This window comes from Enterobacter sp. HMSC16D10 (genome assembly GCF_001807145.1).
GTDB classification, from domain to species: Bacteria; Pseudomonadota; Gammaproteobacteria; order Enterobacterales; family Enterobacteriaceae; genus Enterobacter; species Enterobacter roggenkampii.
Genome location: NZ_KV787896.1, coordinates 16933 through 34051, shown reverse-complemented (window position 1 = coordinate 34051; position 17119 = coordinate 16933). Strand labels below are relative to the sequence as shown.

Sequence of the window (17119 nt, the reverse complement as noted above, 5' to 3'; positions counted from 1 at the left end):
TGAGCGGTCACCATATGAATTGTAAATTGTTTGTACTAGCATAAACCAAATTATCAAATTCACGCGTTCGGACATCTTCTTCCCTGACGGCATGGCGTCTCTGGATAAAGCGGTAATGAATAAACAATACCAGCGGGTTTTGGTGACCACCCCACATCCTTTATTACGACTTGTCTGTCTGGGCCTGGTCACCTTTATCTTTACCTTATTTTCGCTGGAGCTCACCCGCTTCGGCACCCTGCTGGCCCCGCTCTGGTTTCCCACCGCCATTATGATGGTGGCGTTTTACCGCCATGCCGGAAAAATGTGGCCGGGCATTGCCCTGGCCTGTTCGTTCGGCAATATTCTGGCCTCATGGATGCTGTTCTCCTGGGGTTCGGTCAGCCTCATCTACCCTACGGTCAACGTCATTGAGGCCGTTATCGGCGCGCTGTTCCTGCGTAAATGGCTCCCGTGGTACAACCCGCTGCAGAATCTGAATGACTGGATCCGCGTGGCCATCGGCAGCGCGCTGGTGCCGCCACTGATGGGCGGCATTCTGGTGTCTCTGCTGGCACCCGGCTCTGAGCCCCTGCGTAATTTCTTCGTCTGGGTGTTGTCAGAAGCCATTGGCGCACTGGCGCTGGTGCCACTGGGGCTGTTATTTAAGCCGCATTATCTGCTGCGCCACCGTGACCCGCGATTGCTGCTGGAAACGCTGACCACGCTGGCCGTGACGTTAGCCCTCAGTTGGGCAGCCATCACCTGGCTGCCGTGGCCCTTCACCTGCGTGATCGTTCTGCTGATGTGGAGCGCCGTGCGCCTGCCGCGAATGGAAGCGTTCATGGTGTTTCTGGTCACCGTGATGGTGGTGTCGCTGATGATTGCCCGCAATCCTCTGGCGCTGACCACCCAGCACGCCGGGCCGATGCTGAACGCCCCCTGGCTGCCGTTCCTGATGCTGCTCCTGCCCGCTAACGTGATGACCATGGTGATGTACGCCTTCCGCGCCGAACGCAAACATATCACCGAAAGCGAAGAGCGCTTTCGTAACGCGATGGAATATTCCGCCATCGGCATGGCGCTGGTGAGCATTGAAGGCAAATGGCTTCAGGCTAACAAGGCGCTGTGCAATTTCCTCGGCTACAGCCAGACGGAGCTTCAGTCGCTGACCTTCCAGCAGCTCACCTGGCCAGAAGATCTGAATACCGACCTCGAGCAGCTCGAACAGCTGGTCAACGGCGAGATCAATACCTACTCCCTCGAAAAGCGCTATTACACCCGCGACGGGGAAGTGGTCTGGGCGCTTCTTGCCGTCTCCGTGGTGCGCCATGCCGACGGCTCGCCGCTCTATTTTATTGCCCAGATTGAAGACATTAACGATCTGAAGCAGACCGAGTGGGTCAATAAGCGCCTGATGGAGCGCATTACGCTGGCTAACGAAGCCGGGGGCATCGGCATCTGGGAGTGGGATCTGGAACCCGACATTATCAGCTGGGATAAGCGGATGTTTGAGCTCTATGAAATACCGCCGCACATCAAGCCCACCTGGCAGCTCTGGCACGACACGATGCTGCCGGAGGATCGCGTCCACGCTGAGCAGGTGCTGCGGGACTCCCTGATTTCCCGTCTGCCGTTTAAGCTGGAATTCCGCATCCGCGTGAAGGAAGGCGTGCGTCATATTCGATCCCTGGCGAACCGGGTGCTCAATAAGCAGGGGGAAGTTGAACGGCTGCTCGGCATCAACATGGACATGACCGAGGTTAAGCAGCTTAACGAGGCCCTCTTCCAGGAAAAAGAGCGTCTGCACATTACCCTCGACTCCATCGGTGAAGCGGTGCTGTGCACCGATATCAACATGAACGTCACCTTTATGAACCCGGTCGCGGAGAAAATGAGCGGCTGGCTCCAGACCGAGGCTATCGGCCAGCCGATCCTGAAGGTGTTACACATTACCTTCGGCGAAAAAGGGCCGCTGATGGAGAATATTCACAGCGGCGATATGTCCCGTTCCGATATCGATCAGGATGTGGTGCTGAACTGCCGTACCGGCGGCAATTATGATATCCACTACAGCATTACGCCGCTCAGCACGCTGGATGGACAGAATATTGGCTCGGTGATCGTGATTCAGGACGTGACCGAGTCGCGCAAAATGCTGCGCCAGCTAAGCTACAGCGCCTCCCACGATGCCCTGACCCATCTGGCAAACCGGGTCAGCTTCGAAAACCATCTCAAACGGCTCTTGCAGACCGTTCGCGAAACGCGCCAGCGCCATGCCCTGGTGTTTATCGACCTCGATCGCTTCAAAGCCGTCAACGACACGGCTGGCCACGCCGCGGGTGATGCCCTGCTGCGGGAACTGGCTTCCCTGATGTTGACCATGCTCCGCTCCAGCGACGTGCTGGCGCGTCTGGGCGGGGACGAGTTCGGGTTACTGTTACCGGACTGCAACCTGGAAAGCGCGCGCTATATCGCCGGTCGCCTGATTCATGCCATCAACGACTATCACTTTATGTGGGAAGGCCGCCTGCACCGGATCGGCGCCAGCGCCGGCATCACGCTGATTGATGAAAATAACCATCAGGCGTCGGAGATCATGTCGCAGGCGGACATTGCCTGTTACGCCTCAAAAAACAGCGGGCGTGGCATGGTGACGGTGTATGAACCCCAGCAGGAGCGGGATCATCACACGCGCAGCATGATGTCGCTTGATGAACAGTGGCACATGATTAAAGACAATCATCTGATGATGATTGCCCGCAGCGTCGCCTCCCCGCGCATCCCGGAGAGCAGTAATTTCTGGCTGCTGTCGTTACGCCTGTGGACCAGCCAGGGCGAAGTTCAGGAAGAGCATGCCTTCCGCTCGGGTCTGGCGGAGCCTGAGCTTCTGCACGCCCTCGACAGACGGATCTTTAGCGAGTTTTTCCGCACCTATGCCACCCAGATCGCCAGCAAAGGCATGGGCGTGGCGCTGCCGCTCTCGGAGGCCGGTTTAGCCAGCGTGACGCTGGTCGATGAACTGCTCGACCTGCTGGATAAAAGCCCGATGCCGGGCCGCCTGCTGCATCTGGTTATCTCTGCCGATGTGGTGTGCAACCCGGATAAGAACCTACACAGGGGTCTGCAAAAGCTTCGCCAGGCGGGCTGCCGCGTGATCTTCAGCCAGGTGGGACGCGACATGAACGTCTTTACCCACCTGACCGCGAATATGGCCGACTATCTGATGCTGGATGCAGAGGTGGTAACCAACGTGTATGGCAATCTGATGGATGAGATGATGGTGACCATTGTTCAGGGCCACGCCCAGCGTGTGGGAATGAAAACTATCGCGGGCCCCTGTAACCAGCCCATCATGATGGATACGCTCTCCGGCATCGGCATCGATTTTATCTTTGGTGACACCATCGCCGAGCCGCAGCCATTAGATCTTCTGCTCAACACCAGCTATTTCGCCATCAACTGACGGTGCCCAGCCGTCGGTATACCAGATGTGCAGCAGCGCGTAGGAGCGCCACGGCTTCCAGCGTTCGGCATAACGACGAATTTGCGCGGGCGTCATTCCGGCGAAGCGCTGTTTAATCAGGTAATCATCCGGCAGAAACACATCTTTCGCCTGCCAGCCGCGCAGGGCCAGATAATTTGCCGTCCAGCGCCCTATCCCCGGCCGCTGCTGTAACGCCTTCATCCCCTCTTCTGTATTCGCGGGCGGGGAAAGCGGAAACGTTCCGTCGATAACCGACTGCGCCAGATGAATCAGCGACTCCGCGCGCTTTAGCGGCATACCCAACGCCTTCAGCGCCAGCGGGTCCGCTGCCGCCAGCGCCTGGGGCGTGGGGAAGCAGAGATAGCCCGGACAATCCGCCACCGGTTCGCCACAGAGCGCCACCACGCGTGACGCCAGCTTCGCCGCCATCGCCACGCTCACCAGCTGCCCGAGGATCGCCCGGACGCCCTGCTCGTACGCATCCACCGCCCCCGGTAAACGCAAGCCTGGCCTTGCAGCACCGAGTTCGCCCAGCGTTTCTGCTATTTGCTGCGGGTTACAGCGGAGATCGAACAGGCGTTCGATGCGTTCAAGACAGGCCTGCGCAACCGGAATTAACCCCGGGCTGAGCGTCACGCTCAGCGTATGGCTGGCGATATCCGGCGTCACGCGGAAAATCCCCTGATGCCCCTCGCAGGCAAAACTGCGCTCATAGTAATCGTTGGTGACGGTTTCAATACCCGTTACCGCGCGCGCGCCAAGAAAACCAAACATCCACTGCCAGTCATAAGGGGGAAGCCAGGTGAGGGTATACATCGTTGCTCCTTTTTTAGTGTTATCAGCATAAACGTAAAGACCCTGTTTTGCCTTGCTTTCATATTCCTGTTGTCGCCATGCAGACATTTCGTTAAAGTCTCGCCCCTTCTCACCGGCATGGGGATTCATCGTGTTTATTGGATTTGACTACGGTACGGCAAACTGCTCGGTTGCGATTATGCAAGACGGGCAGCCACGGCTCCTGAAGATGGAAAAAGAGAGCACGCTGCTGCCGTCAATGCTCTGCGCACCGACGCGTGAAGCCGTGAGCGAATGGCTGTTCCGCCACCATCAGGTTCCGGCCACGGCGGCGGAGACCCAGGCGCTGCTGCGCCGGGCGGTCAGCTTTAACCGCGAGGAAGATATCGACGTTACGCCCTCCAGCGTGCAGTTCGGCCTCTCCTCGCTCGGGCACTACATTGAAGACCCCGAAGAGGTCTATTTCGTTAAGTCGCCAAAATCCTTCCTCGGCGCCAGCGGCCTGAAGCCACAGCAGGTCGCGCTGTTCGAAGACCTGGTGTGCGCGATGATGCTGCATATTCGCCAGCAGGCGCAGACGCAGGTCTCCGATGCGATTACCCAGGCGGTGATTGGCCGCCCGATCAACTTCCAGGGGCTGGGCGGCGACGAGGCCAACCAGCAGGCGCAGGGGATCCTGGAGCGCGCGGCGCACCGTGCCGGCTTCCGCGACGTGGTATTCCAGTATGAGCCGGTTGCCGCAGGGCTGGACTTCGAAGCCACGCTGACGGAAGAGAAGCGCGTACTGGTCGTGGATATCGGCGGGGGCACGACGGACTGCTCGCTGCTGCTGATGGGGCCGCAGTGGCATCACCGTCGCGATCGTGAAAACAGCCTGCTCGGGCACAGCGGCTGCCGCGTGGGCGGTAACGATCTGGATATCGCCCTGGCCTTCAAGAGCCTGATGCCGCTGCTCGGCATGGGGGGGCAAACCGAAAAAGGCATCGCCCTGCCGATCCTGCCGTGGTGGAACGCGATAGCCATCAACGACGTGCCTGCGCAGAGTGATTTTTACAGCACCGCCAACGGCCGCTTCCTTAACGATCTGGTGCGCGATGCCCAGGACGGCGAAAAGGTCGCCCTGCTCTATAAAGTGTGGCGTCAGCGTCTGAGCTACCGCGTGGTGCGTACGGCGGAAGAGAGCAAAATTGCCCTGTCCGACCGCGCTGAACATGCGGTCTCCCTGCCGTTTATCAGTGACGAACTGGCCACCGCCATTTCGCAGGACGGGCTGGAGACGGCGCTCGCACAGCCGCTACAGCGCATTTTGGAACAGGTGCAGCTCGCGCTGGAGAACGGCAAAGAGAAGCCGGACGTGATTTACCTGACCGGCGGTAGCGCTCGTTCACCGCTGATCAAGAAAGCGCTGGCCGAACAGCTGCCGGGAATACCTATCGCGGGTGGCGATGACTTTGGCTCCGTTACCGCAGGGCTGGCGCGCTGGGCGCAGGTGATGTTTAGCTAGTGCGGTTGTGCCGGGTGGCGGCTTCGCCTTACCCGGCCTACAAAACGTGTGTTGTTGTAGTGCGGTCTGGTGCCCTCTCCCACAAAACACCAAAAACGGCAACATCCGTTGCCGTTCGCATTTACCTTGTAGGCCGGGTAAGCGAAGCGTCACCCGGCAACACTCAGACAATTCCCGACAGTCTTCCATATTTCCTCCATTTTTCCGCTGTATTGCCTGACTAAACTAGTATCATTCCCCGAAGTATTCAGGATGAGAACGTATAACGATGAAAGGCAGTAACAAATCCCGCTGGGCAATCGCCGCTGGCATCATTGTGGTGGCCCTTGCCGCCGCCTGGTACTGGCACAGTCAATCCGCGAACACCGCCGCACCGGCCGGCGCCACAAGCCAGACCCAGCGCCCAACGGGTGGAGGTCGTCACGGCATGCGCGGCGGCGCGCTGGCGCCGGTTCAGGCGGCGACGGCGGTGAATAAAGCCGTTCCTCGCTATCTCACCGGTCTCGGGACCATCACCGCTGCCAACACCGCCACGGTGCGCAGCCGCGTCGACGGCCAGCTCATCGCGATCCACTTCCAGGAAGGTCAGCAGGTCAAAGCGGGCGATCTGCTGGCGGAAATCGACCCGAGCCAGTTTAAGGTCGCCCTTGCCCAGGCGCAGGGACAGCTCGCGAAAGACAACGCGACCCTCGCCAACGCCCGGCGCGATTTAGCCCGCTACCAGCAGCTGGTGAAAACAAACCTGGTGTCCCGTCAGGAGCTGGATACCCAGCAGTCGCTGGTCAGTGAAACGCAGGGCACGATCAAAGCGGACGAAGCCGCGGTGGCCAGCGCCCAGCTGCAGCTGGACTGGAGCCGCATCACCGCGCCGATTGACGGACGCGTCGGCCTGAAGCAGGTCGATATCGGCAACCAAATCTCCAGCGGCGACACCACGGGCATCGTGGTGATCACCCAGACCCACCCGATTGATTTAGTCTTTACCCTGCCGGAAAGCGATATCGCGACCGTCATGCAGGCGCAAAAAGCCGGTAAAGGCCTGGTGGTGGAAGCCTGGGACCGCACCAACACGCAGAAGCTGAGTGAAGGGTCCCTGCTCAGTCTGGATAACCAGATCGACACCACCACCGGCACCATCAAGCTGAAGGCGCGCTTTAATAACCAGGACGATGCCCTCTTCCCGAACCAGTTCGTCAATGCGCGCATGCTGGTGGCGACCGAAGAAAACGCGGTGGTGATCCCCACCGCTGCGCTGCAGATGGGTAACGAAGGTAACTTTGTCTGGGTGCTTAACAGCGACAATAAGGTCAGCAAGCATCTGGTGAAAACCGGGATTCAGGACAGCCAGACGGTGGTCATCAGCGCCGGGCTTTCCGCAGGCGACCGCGTGGTCACCGACGGCATTGACCGTCTGACCGAAGGGGCCAAAGTGGAAGTGGTGGAACCGGCGAAACAGGGAGCGACCTCCTGATGCAGGTGCTGCCGCCAGGCTCCACAGGTGGGCCGTCACGCCTGTTTATCCTCCGTCCTGTCGCCACCACGCTGCTGATGGTGGCGATCCTGCTCGCCGGGATTATCGGCTATCGCTTTCTGCCCGTCTCGGCGCTGCCGGAGGTGGACTATCCCACCATTCAGGTGGTGACGCTCTATCCCGGCGCCAGCCCGGATGTCGTGACGTCCGCCATCACCGCCCCGCTGGAGCGCCAGTTCGGCCAGATGTCGGGGCTAAAACAGATGTCCTCCCAGAGTTCCGGTGGGGCGTCCGTCGTGACGCTGCAGTTCCAGCTGACGCTGTCGCTGGACGTCGCCGAGCAGGAGGTGCAGGCCGCCATCAACGCCGCCACCAACCTGCTGCCGTCAGACCTGCCTAACCCGCCGGTCTACAGCAAGGTGAACCCGGCGGATCCGCCGATCATGACGCTGGCCGTCACGTCCTCCGCCATGCCAATGACCCAGGTCGAAGACATGGTCGAAACGCGCGTGGCGCAGAAAATTTCTCAGGTCTCCGGCGTCGGCCTCGTCACCCTGGCGGGCGGACAGCGTCCGGCGGTGCGCGTTAAGCTTAACGCGCAGGCCATCGCTGCGCTGGGGCTCACCAGCGAAACCATCCGCAGCGCCATCAGCAATGCCAACGTCAACTCGGCGAAGGGCTCGCTGGACGGCCCAACCCGCGCCGTCACGCTCTCGGCGAACGACCAGATGCAGTCCGCCGACGAATATCGTCAGCTGATTATCGCCTACCAGAACGGCGCGCCGGTGCGTCTGGGCGACGTGGCAACCGTAGAACAAGGCGCGGAGAACAGCTGGCTGGGAGCCTGGGCCAACAAGCAGCAGGCGATCGTGATGAACGTGCAGCGCCAGCCGGGCGCAAACATCATCGAAACCGCCGACAGCATCCGCACCATGCTGCCGCAGCTGATCGAAAGCCTGCCGAAGTCGGTCAGCGTGAAGGTGCTTTCCGACCGTACCACCAACATTCGCGCGTCGGTCACCGACACCCAGTTCGAGCTGATGCTGGCGATTGCGCTGGTGGTGATGATCATTTATCTGTTCCTGCGCAACGTTCAGGCGACCATTATTCCCGCCGTCGCCGTACCGCTCTCGCTGGTCGGCACCTTTGCGGTGATGGTGTTCCTCGATTTTTCGATCAACAACCTGACGCTGATGGCGCTCACCATCGCCACCGGGTTCGTGGTGGACGATGCCATCGTCGTCATCGAGAACATCTCGCGCTATATCGAGAAAGGCGAAAAACCGCTGGCCGCCGCGCTGAAGGGCGCAGGGGAAATCGGCTTTACCATTATCTCGCTGACCTTCTCGTTGATTGCGGTGCTGATCCCGCTGCTGTTTATGGGCGATATCGTCGGGCGTCTGTTCCGCGAGTTTGCCGTGACGCTGGCGGTCGCCATTCTGATCTCCGCCGTGGTGTCGCTGACCCTGACGCCGATGATGTGCGCCCGGATGCTGAGCCATGAGTCCCTGCGCAAGCAAAACCGCTTCTCGCGCGCCTCCGAGCGCATGTTCGAGCGCATTATTGCCGCCTACGGTCGCGTGCTGGCGAAAGTCCTCAACCACCCTTGGGCCACGCTCGGCGTGGCGCTCGGCACGCTAGCGCTCAGCGTGATGCTGTGGATTTTCATTCCGAAAGGCTTCTTCCCGATCCAGGACAACGGCATTATTCAGGGCACGCTTCAGGCCCCACAGTCGGTCTCTTTTGCCAATATGGCGCAGCGCCAGCAGCAGGTATCTGACATCATCATGAAGGATCCGGCGGTAGAGAGCCTGACCGCTTACGTCGGCGTGGACGGCACCAATCCGTCGCTCAACAGCGCGCGTCTGCAGATCAACCTCAAGCCGCTGGATGAGCGTGACGATCGCGTCAACGCCGTCATTGAGCGGCTGCAAAGCGCCGTCGCCCGCGTGCCGGGCGTTGAGCTATACCTGCAGCCGATTCAGGATTTGACCATCGATACCCAGGTCAGCCGCACGCAGTACCAGTTCACGCTGCAGGCCACCACGCTGGATGCCCTCAGCACCTGGGTGCCGCAGCTGGTGAATAAGCTTAACACCCTGCCGCAGCTGGCCGACGTCAGCAGCGACTGGCAGGACAAAGGGCTGGCGGCGTATGTGAACGTCAACCGCGACGCCGCCAGCCGTCTGGGCATCACCATGGCGGACGTGGATAACGCCCTGTACAACGCCTTCGGTCAGCGTCTGATCTCCACCATCTATACCCAGGCGAACCAGTATCGCGTGGTGCTGGAGCACAACACCGACAACACGCCCGGCCTGGCGGGGCTGGACTCGGTGCGCCTGACCAGCAAAGACGGCGGCATTGTGCCGCTGAGCGCGATTGCCACGGTGGAGGAGCGCTATACCCCGCTGTCGATTAACCATCTGGATCAGTTCCCGTCCACCACCATCTCCTTTAACGTGCCGGACAATTACTCTCTGGGTGAAGCGGTGGAGGCCATTCAGGCGGCGGAAAAAGCGGTAAGCTTCCCGGCTGATATTCAGACCCAGTTCCAGGGCAGCACCCTGGCGTTCCAGGCCGCGCTGGGCAACACCATCTGGCTGATCGTGGCGGCGGTCGTGGCGATGTACATCGTGCTCGGCGTGCTGTACGAAAGCTTTATCCACCCGATCACCATCCTCTCTACCCTGCCGACGGCGGGCGTGGGGGCACTGCTGGCATTAATGCTGGCAGGCAGCGAGCTGGACGTGATTGCCATCATCGGTATCATCCTGCTCATCGGGATCGTGAAGAAAAACGCCATCATGATGATCGACTTCGCCCTGGCCGCCGAGCGCGAGCAGGGCATGTCGCCGCGCGATGCGATTTTCCAGGCCTGCCTGCTGCGTTTTCGCCCCATCCTGATGACCACGCTGGCCGCCCTGCTGGGCGCGCTGCCGCTGATGCTCAGCACGGGCGTCGGCGCGGAGCTGCGCCGTCCGCTGGGTATCGGCATGGTCGGCGGTCTGCTGGTGAGCCAGGTGCTGACCCTGTTCACCACGCCGGTGATCTACCTGCTGTTTGACCGCCTGGCGCTGTGGACCAAAAGCCGCTTCCCGAAACGTGAAGAGGAGGCATAAGTGAAGTTTTTCGCCCTCTTCATTTATCGCCCGGTGGCGACGATTTTAATCTCGCTCGCCATTACCCTCTGCGGCGTGCTGGGCTTCCGGCTGCTGCCGGTGGCCCCCCTGCCGCAGGTGGATTTCCCGGTGATCATGGTCAGCGCCTCGCTGCCGGGCGCCTCGCCGGAAACCATGGCCTCGTCCGTTGCCACGCCGCTGGAGCGTTCGCTCGGGCGGATTGCGGGGGTCAACGAGATGACCTCCAGCAGCTCGCTGGGCAGCACGCGCATTATTCTGGAATTCAGCTTCGACCGGGATATCAACGGCGCGGCGCGCGACGTGCAGGCGGCCATTAACGCCGCACAGAGCCTGCTGCCGAGCGGGATGCCGAGCCGCCCGACCTACCGCAAGGCCAACCCGTCCGATGCGCCGATCATGATCCTGACGCTGACCTCGGATACGTACTCGCAGGGGCAGCTGTACGACTTTGCGTCCACCCAGCTGGCGCAGACCATCTCACAAATTAACGGCGTCGGGGACGTGAGCGTCGGCGGGAGTTCCCTGCCCGCGGTGCGCGTGGGGTTAAACCCGCAGGCGCTGTTCAACCAGGGCGTGTCGCTGGACGACGTGCGCTCCGCCATCAGCAACGCCAACGTGCGCAAACCGCAGGGGGCGATTGAGGACAACAGCCACCGCTGGCAGATCCACACCAACGACGAGCTGAAAACCGCGGCGGAATATCAGCCGCTCATTATTCACTACAACAACGGCGCGGCGGTGCGCTTAAGCGACGTGGCTAGCGTCACCGACTCGGTGCAGGACGTACGCAACGCCGGGATGACCAACGCCAAGCCGGCGATTCTGCTGATGATCCGCAAGCTGCCGGAAGCGAACATTATCGAGACAGTGAACAGCATTCGCGCCCGTCTCCCGGAGCTGCAGGAGACCATCCCGGCAGCAATCGATCTGCAAATTGCTCAGGATCGCTCCCCGACGATTCGCGCCTCGCTGGAAGAGGTGGAGCAAACGCTGGTGATCTCCGTCGCGCTGGTGATCCTGGTGGTCTTCCTGTTCCTGCGATCCGGCCGCGCGACGCTGATCCCGGCGGTGGCCGTGCCGGTCTCGCTGATCGGCACCTTTGCCGCCATGTATCTGTGCGGGTTTAGCCTCAACAACCTGTCGCTGATGGCCCTGACGATTGCCACCGGCTTCGTGGTGGATGACGCCATCGTGGTGCTGGAAAACATTTCCCGCCATCTGGAAGCGGGCGTGAAACCGCTGCAGGCCGCGCTGCAGGGCACGCGCGAGGTGGGCTTTACGGTACTCTCCATGAGCCTGTCGCTGGTGGCGGTCTTTCTGCCGCTGCTGCTGATGGGCGGGCTGCCGGGCCGGTTGCTGCGCGAGTTTGCCGTCACTCTCTCCGTCGCCATCGGCATTTCGCTGGTCATCTCCTTAACGCTGACGCCAATGATGTGCGGCTGGATGCTCAAGCGCAGCAAACCCCATTCTCAGCCGCGCCGCAAAGGCTTTGGCCGTTTCCTGATGGCACTGCAGGAAGGCTATGGTAAATCGCTGAAGTGGGTGCTGAACCATACGCGTCTTGTCGGCCTGGTGCTGATGGGCACCATCGTGCTCAACGTGTGGCTGTATATTTCCATCCCGAAAACCTTTTTCCCGGAGCAGGATACCGGCGTGCTGATGGGCGGCATTCAGGCGGACCAGAGCATTTCCTTCCAGGCGATGCGCGGCAAGCTGCAGGACTTTATGAAGATCATTCGTGAAGACAAAGCCGTGGATAACGTTACCGGCTTTACCGGCGGGTCGCGCGTCAACAGCGGGATGATGTTTATTACCCTGAAACCGCGCGGCGAGCGCAACGAAACCGCCCAGCAGGTGATTGACCGCCTGCGGGTGAAGCTCGCCAAAGAGCCCGGAGCCAACCTGTTTTTGATGGCCGTTCAGGATATCCGCGTCGGCGGGCGACAGGCGAACGCCAGCTATCAGTACACGTTGCTCTCGGATGATTTAGCCGCCCTGCGCGAGTGGGAGCCGAAGATCCGCAAGGCGCTGGCCACCCTGCCCCAACTGGCGGACGTGAACTCCGATCAGCAGGACAACGGTGCCGAGATGGCCCTGACCTACGACCGCGAAACCATGTCGCGGCTGGGCATTAACGTTGAAGCCGCCAACAGCCTGCTGAACAACGCCTTCGGCCAGCGCGAGATCTCCACCATCTACCAGCCGATGAACCAGTACAAGGTGGTGATGGAGGTTGACCCGCGCTACACCCAGGACATCAGCGCCCTGGACAAAATGTTTGTCATCAACAACGACGGCAAGGCGATTCCGCTCTCGTACTTTGCCAGCTGGCAGCCTGCCAACGCGCCGCTGTCGGTGAACCATCAGGGGCTGTCGGCGGCGTCGACCATCTCCTTTAACCTGCCCGCCGGTTCGTCACTGTCTGAGGCCAGCGACGCAATCAACCGCGCGATGACCCAGCTTGGCGTACCGTCCACCGTGCGCGGCAGCTTTGCCGGGACCGCGCAGGTATTCCAGGAGACGATGAACTCGCAGGTGATTTTAATTCTGGCCGCCATCGCTACGGTCTATATTGTGCTGGGCGTGCTGTATGAAAGCTACGTGCACCCGCTGACCATCCTTTCGACGCTGCCGTCCGCGGGCGTGGGGGCACTGCTGGCCCTGGAGCTGTTCGGCGCGCCGTTCAGCCTTATCGCGCTCATCGGGATCATGCTGCTGATCGGCATCGTGAAGAAAAACGCCATCATGATGGTGGACTTCGCGCTGGACGCCCAGCGCAACGGCAACCTCTCGCCGGAAGAGGCCATCTTCCAGGCCTGCCTGCTGCGCTTCCGTCCGATCATGATGACCACACTGGCGGCGCTGTTTGGCGCGCTGCCGCTGGTGATCTCGGGCGGCGACGGCTCAGAGCTGCGCCAGCCGCTGGGGATCACCATTGTCGGCGGCCTGGTGATGAGCCAGCTGCTGACGCTGTACACCACGCCGGTGGTCTATCTCTTCTTCGACCGCCTGCGGCTGCGCTTTTCACGTAAAAACAGAGAAACGGTAAACGGGTAAATGACAGAGCTTCCCAGCAACGTTCGCTGGCAATTATGGATAGTCGCCTTCGGCTTCTTTATGCAGTCGCTGGATACGACCATCGTCAATACCGCCCTCCCCTCCATGGCGAAAAGCCTCGGGGAAAGCCCGCTGCATATGCACATGGTGATTGTCTCCTACGTGCTGACGGTTGCCGTGATGCTGCCCGCCAGCGGCTGGCTGGCCGATAAGGTCGGCGTGCGGAATATCTTCTTCACCGCCATCGTGCTGTTTACCACCGGCTCGCTGTTTTGCGCGCAGGCCAACACCCTCGACCAGCTGGTCATGGCGCGCGTGCTGCAGGGCGTAGGTGGGGCGATGATGGTGCCCGTCGGGCGACTAACGGTGATGAAGATTGTGCCGCGCGAGCAGTACATGGCGGCGATGACCTTTGTCACCCTGCCCGGCCAGGTGGGGCCGCTGCTTGGGCCTGCGCTGGGCGGTATGTTGGTGGAGTACGCCTCCTGGCACTGGATCTTCTTAATCAATCTTCCTGTTGGCATCATCGGCGCCATCGCCACCCTGACGCTGATGCCGAACTACAAAATGCAGACCCGGCGCTTTGATTTCTTCGGCTTTATTCTGCTGGCGGCGGGCATGGCCACGCTTACCCTGGCACTCGACGGGCAAAAGGGGCTGGGGATTTCCACCCTGATGCTCGGGTTGCTGGTGGTTATCGGCATTTCCACCATTGCAGGGTATTTGTGGCATGCTCGCGGCAATGACCAGGCGCTGTTCAGCCTGAACTTGTTTAAAAACCCTACCTACCGTCTCGGGCTGTTCGGCAGCTTTGCCGGACGCGTCGGCAGCGGCATGCTGCCGTTTATGACGCCCGTTTTTCTGCAAATTGGCATGGGCTTTTCGCCATTCCACGCGGGCCTGATGATGATCCCAATGGTGCTGGGCAGCATGGGGATGAAGCGTATGGTGGTGCAGGTGGTGAACCGCTTTGGCTACCGTCACGTGCTGGTGACCGCCACGCTGGGGCTGGCGCTGGTCAGCCTGCTGTTTATGGCCGTGGCGCTGATGGGCTGGTACTACGTCCTGCCGCTGGTGCTGTTCTGCCAGGGGATCATCAACTCCATGCGCTTCTCGTCGATGAATACCCTGACGCTGAAGGACCTGCCGGACGATCTGGCGAGCAGCGGCAACAGCCTGCTGTCGATGATTATGCAGCTCTCCATGAGCGTGGGCGTGACGATCGCGGGGTTGCTGCTCGGCATGTACGGCCAGCACCATCTCAGCGTCGACACGCCGGTGGCGCATCAGGTCTTTATGTATACCTACCTCAGCATGGCGGTCATCATCGCCCTGCCCGCGTTCATCTTCGCCCGCGTGCCGGATGATACCAGCAAGAACGTCGTGATTAGGCGCGGCAAAAGGAGTGGCTCATGAAATTCTGGCGTCCGGGTATTACCGGCAAGCTCTTTCTGGCGATTTTTGCCACCTGTATCGTTTTGCTGATCACCATGCACTGGGCGGTGCGGGTCAGCTTTGAGCGCGGCTTTATTGATTACATCAAGCATGGCAATGAGCAGCGTTTGCAGGGCTTAAGCGATGCGCTGAGTGAACAGTACGCCCAGCACGGCAACTGGCGTTTTCTGCGCAATAACGACCGCTTTATTTTCCAGATCCTCCGCTCGCTGGAGCACGATACCGGTGACGACCGTCCGGGCCCGGGCATGCCGCCGCACGGCTGGCGCACCCAGTTCTGGGTGATCGACCAGGACATGCGCCCCCTGGTTGGCCCGCGCGCGCCGATACCGCCGGACGGCACCCGTCGGGCGATTAAAGTGAATAACGCGACCGTAGGCTGGGTGATCGCCTCGGCGGTGGAGCGCCTGACGCGCAACACCGACATCAACTTTGACCGCCAGCAGCGCCGGACCAGCTGGCTGATTGTCGCCCTCTCCACGCTGCTCGCCGCGCTCGCCACCTTCCCGCTGGCGCGCGGTCTGCTCGCCCCAGTGAAACGGCTGGTGGAGGGCACGCACAAGCTGGCCGCCGGGGATTTCACCACCCGCGTCGATACCCGCAGCCAGGACGAACTGGGCAAGCTGGCGCAGGACTTTAACCAGCTCGCCAGCACCCTGGAGAAGAACCAGCAGATGCGCCGCGACTTTATGGCCGACATTTCACACGAGCTGCGTACGCCGCTGGCGGTGCTGCGCGGCGAGCTCGAAGCCATTCAGGACGGCGTGCGCCAGTTTACGCCCGAATCGGTGGCTTCCCTGCAGGCGGAGGTGGGCACGCTCACCAAGCTGGTGGACGATCTCCACCAGCTCTCCATGTCCGACGAAGGCGCGCTGGCCTACCAGAAGGCGCCCGTAGACGTCATTAACGTGCTGGAAGTGGCGAGCGGTGCCTTCCGCGAGCGCTTTGCCAGCCGCAACCTGAAAATCGACCTCTCCCTGCCGGACAGCGCGGTGGTGTTTGGCGACAAAGATCGGCTGATGCAGCTGTTCAACAACCTGCTGGAAAACAGCCTGCGCTACACCGACAGCGGCGGCGGGCTGCATATCTCCGGCAGGCAGGACAACGGGCGCTTCGCCCTCACCTTCGCGGATTCCGCACCGGGCGTGCAGGACGCGCAGCTGGAAAAACTGTTTGAACGTTTTTATCGTACCGAAGGCTCCCGCAATCGCGCCAGCGGCGGATCCGGTCTGGGGCTGGCGATTTGCGTTAACATCGTCGAGGCGCATAATGGCACGATCCGCGCCGCCCATTCGCCTTTTGGCGGGGTTAGCATTACAGTAGAGTTACCTCTGGAACGGGATTTATCGAGAGAAGTATGACCGAGTTACCGATTGACGAAAACACGCCGCGCATTTTGATCGTCGAAGACGAACCCAAGCTGGGACAGCTGCTGATCGACTATTTACGCGCGGCCAGCTATGCCCCGTCACTGATCGGCCACGGCGACCAAGTGCTGCCCTACGTGCGCCAGACTCCGCCGGATCTGATCCTGCTGGATTTAATGCTGCCTGGCGTTGATGGCCTGACCCTGTGCCGGGAAATTCGCCGCTTCTCCGACGTACCGATCGTCATGGTCACCGCCAAAATTGAAGAGATTGACCGCCTGCTGGGGCTCGAAATCGGCGCGGACGACTACATCTGCAAGCCCTACAGCCCGCGCGAGGTGGTCGCCCGCGTAAAAACCATTCTGCGCCGCTGCAGGCCGCAGCGCGAGCTTCAGGTGCTGGACGCCGAAAGCCCGCTGATTGTCGACGAAAGCCGCTTCCAGGCGAGCTGGCGCAGCAAGCTGCTGGACCTGACGCCTGCGGAGTTCCGCCTGCTGAAAACCCTCTCCCACGAGCCGGGCAAAGTCTTCTCCCGCGAACAGCTGCTGAACCACCTGTATGACGATTACCGCGTGGTGACCGACCGCACCATCGACAGCCATATCAAAAACCTGCGCCGCAAGCTGGAGGCGCTGGACGCCGAGCAGTCGTTTATTCGCGCGGTGTATGGTGTGGGGTATCGCTGGGAAGCGGATGCGTGCAGGATTGCCTAGCCAGCAGAGGGTCAATCCAGGCCGGGTAAGGCGAAGCCGCCGCCCGGCACAATAACTTTACCTCCCTGCCCCGCAGCGCTACAATGCCCGCCCTTAAAGTGGGGGATCTCCCCTTACCGCTGCACCTGGTGCACGCGGATCTGACCTG

General features: G+C 60.9%; 9 protein-coding genes. 8 read left to right on the top strand and 1 reads right to left on the bottom strand.

Annotation, left to right across the window (positions count from 1 at the left end; translation table 11 throughout):
* Nucleotides 1-115: 115 nt before the first annotated feature.
* On the top strand, nt 116-3445 hold the full coding sequence (locus HMPREF3143_RS17195) for a diguanylate cyclase (RefSeq protein WP_070533883.1): 3330 nt from the start codon (nt 116-118) through the stop codon (nt 3443-3445).
* Here the strand turns inward: HMPREF3143_RS17195 and alkA are convergent.
* On the bottom strand, nt 3404-4282 hold the full coding sequence (gene alkA / locus HMPREF3143_RS17190) for a DNA-3-methyladenine glycosylase 2 (RefSeq protein WP_070533822.1): 879 nt from the start codon (nt 4280-4282) through the stop codon (nt 3404-3406). The genes HMPREF3143_RS17195 and alkA overlap by 42 nt on opposite strands.
* Nucleotides 4283-4412: 130 nt before the next feature.
* Here alkA and yegD point away from each other — a divergent pair, with 130 nt between their 5' ends.
* The 7 genes from yegD to baeR all read left to right on the top strand — a co-directional run bounded on the left by yegD (nt 4413) and on the right by baeR (nt 16971).
* Nucleotides 4413-5765 (top strand): molecular chaperone, encoded by a 1353-nt coding sequence (gene yegD, locus HMPREF3143_RS17185; protein ID WP_070533820.1) that lies wholly within the window; start codon nt 4413-4415, stop codon nt 5763-5765.
* Between the two features lie 268 nt (nt 5766-6033).
* Nucleotides 6034-7236, top strand: coding sequence for an MdtA/MuxA family multidrug efflux RND transporter periplasmic adaptor subunit (locus HMPREF3143_RS17180; protein WP_070533818.1), 1203 nt, complete (start codon nt 6034-6036; stop codon nt 7234-7236).
* Nucleotides 7236-10358: an MdtB/MuxB family multidrug efflux RND transporter permease subunit gene (locus HMPREF3143_RS17175; protein ID WP_070533816.1), complete on the top strand. Its 3123-nt coding sequence runs from the start codon at nt 7236-7238 to the stop codon at nt 10356-10358. Before HMPREF3143_RS17180 ends, HMPREF3143_RS17175 begins: the two co-directional genes overlap by 1 nt.
* Nucleotides 10359-13436: a multidrug efflux RND transporter permease subunit MdtC gene (mdtC, locus tag HMPREF3143_RS17170; protein ID WP_070533814.1), complete on the top strand. Its 3078-nt coding sequence runs from the start codon at nt 10359-10361 to the stop codon at nt 13434-13436.
* The gene (locus tag HMPREF3143_RS17165; protein WP_070533812.1) at nt 13437-14852 is read left to right on the top strand and encodes an MFS transporter; all 1416 of its coding nucleotides are present in this window, start codon (nt 13437-13439) and stop codon (nt 14850-14852) included. It abuts the gene before it with no gap.
* Entirely contained in the window at nt 14849-16252 is a 1404-nt protein-coding gene (baeS, locus tag HMPREF3143_RS17160; protein ID WP_070533808.1) for an envelope stress sensor histidine kinase BaeS, read from the top strand. Before HMPREF3143_RS17165 ends, baeS begins: the two co-directional genes overlap by 4 nt.
* Complete coding sequence (gene baeR, locus HMPREF3143_RS17155; RefSeq protein WP_044597928.1) at nt 16249-16971, top strand: envelope stress response regulator BaeR; 723 nt, start codon at nt 16249-16251, stop codon at nt 16969-16971. Before baeS ends, baeR begins: the two co-directional genes overlap by 4 nt.
* Nucleotides 16972-17119 lie beyond the last annotated feature (148 nt).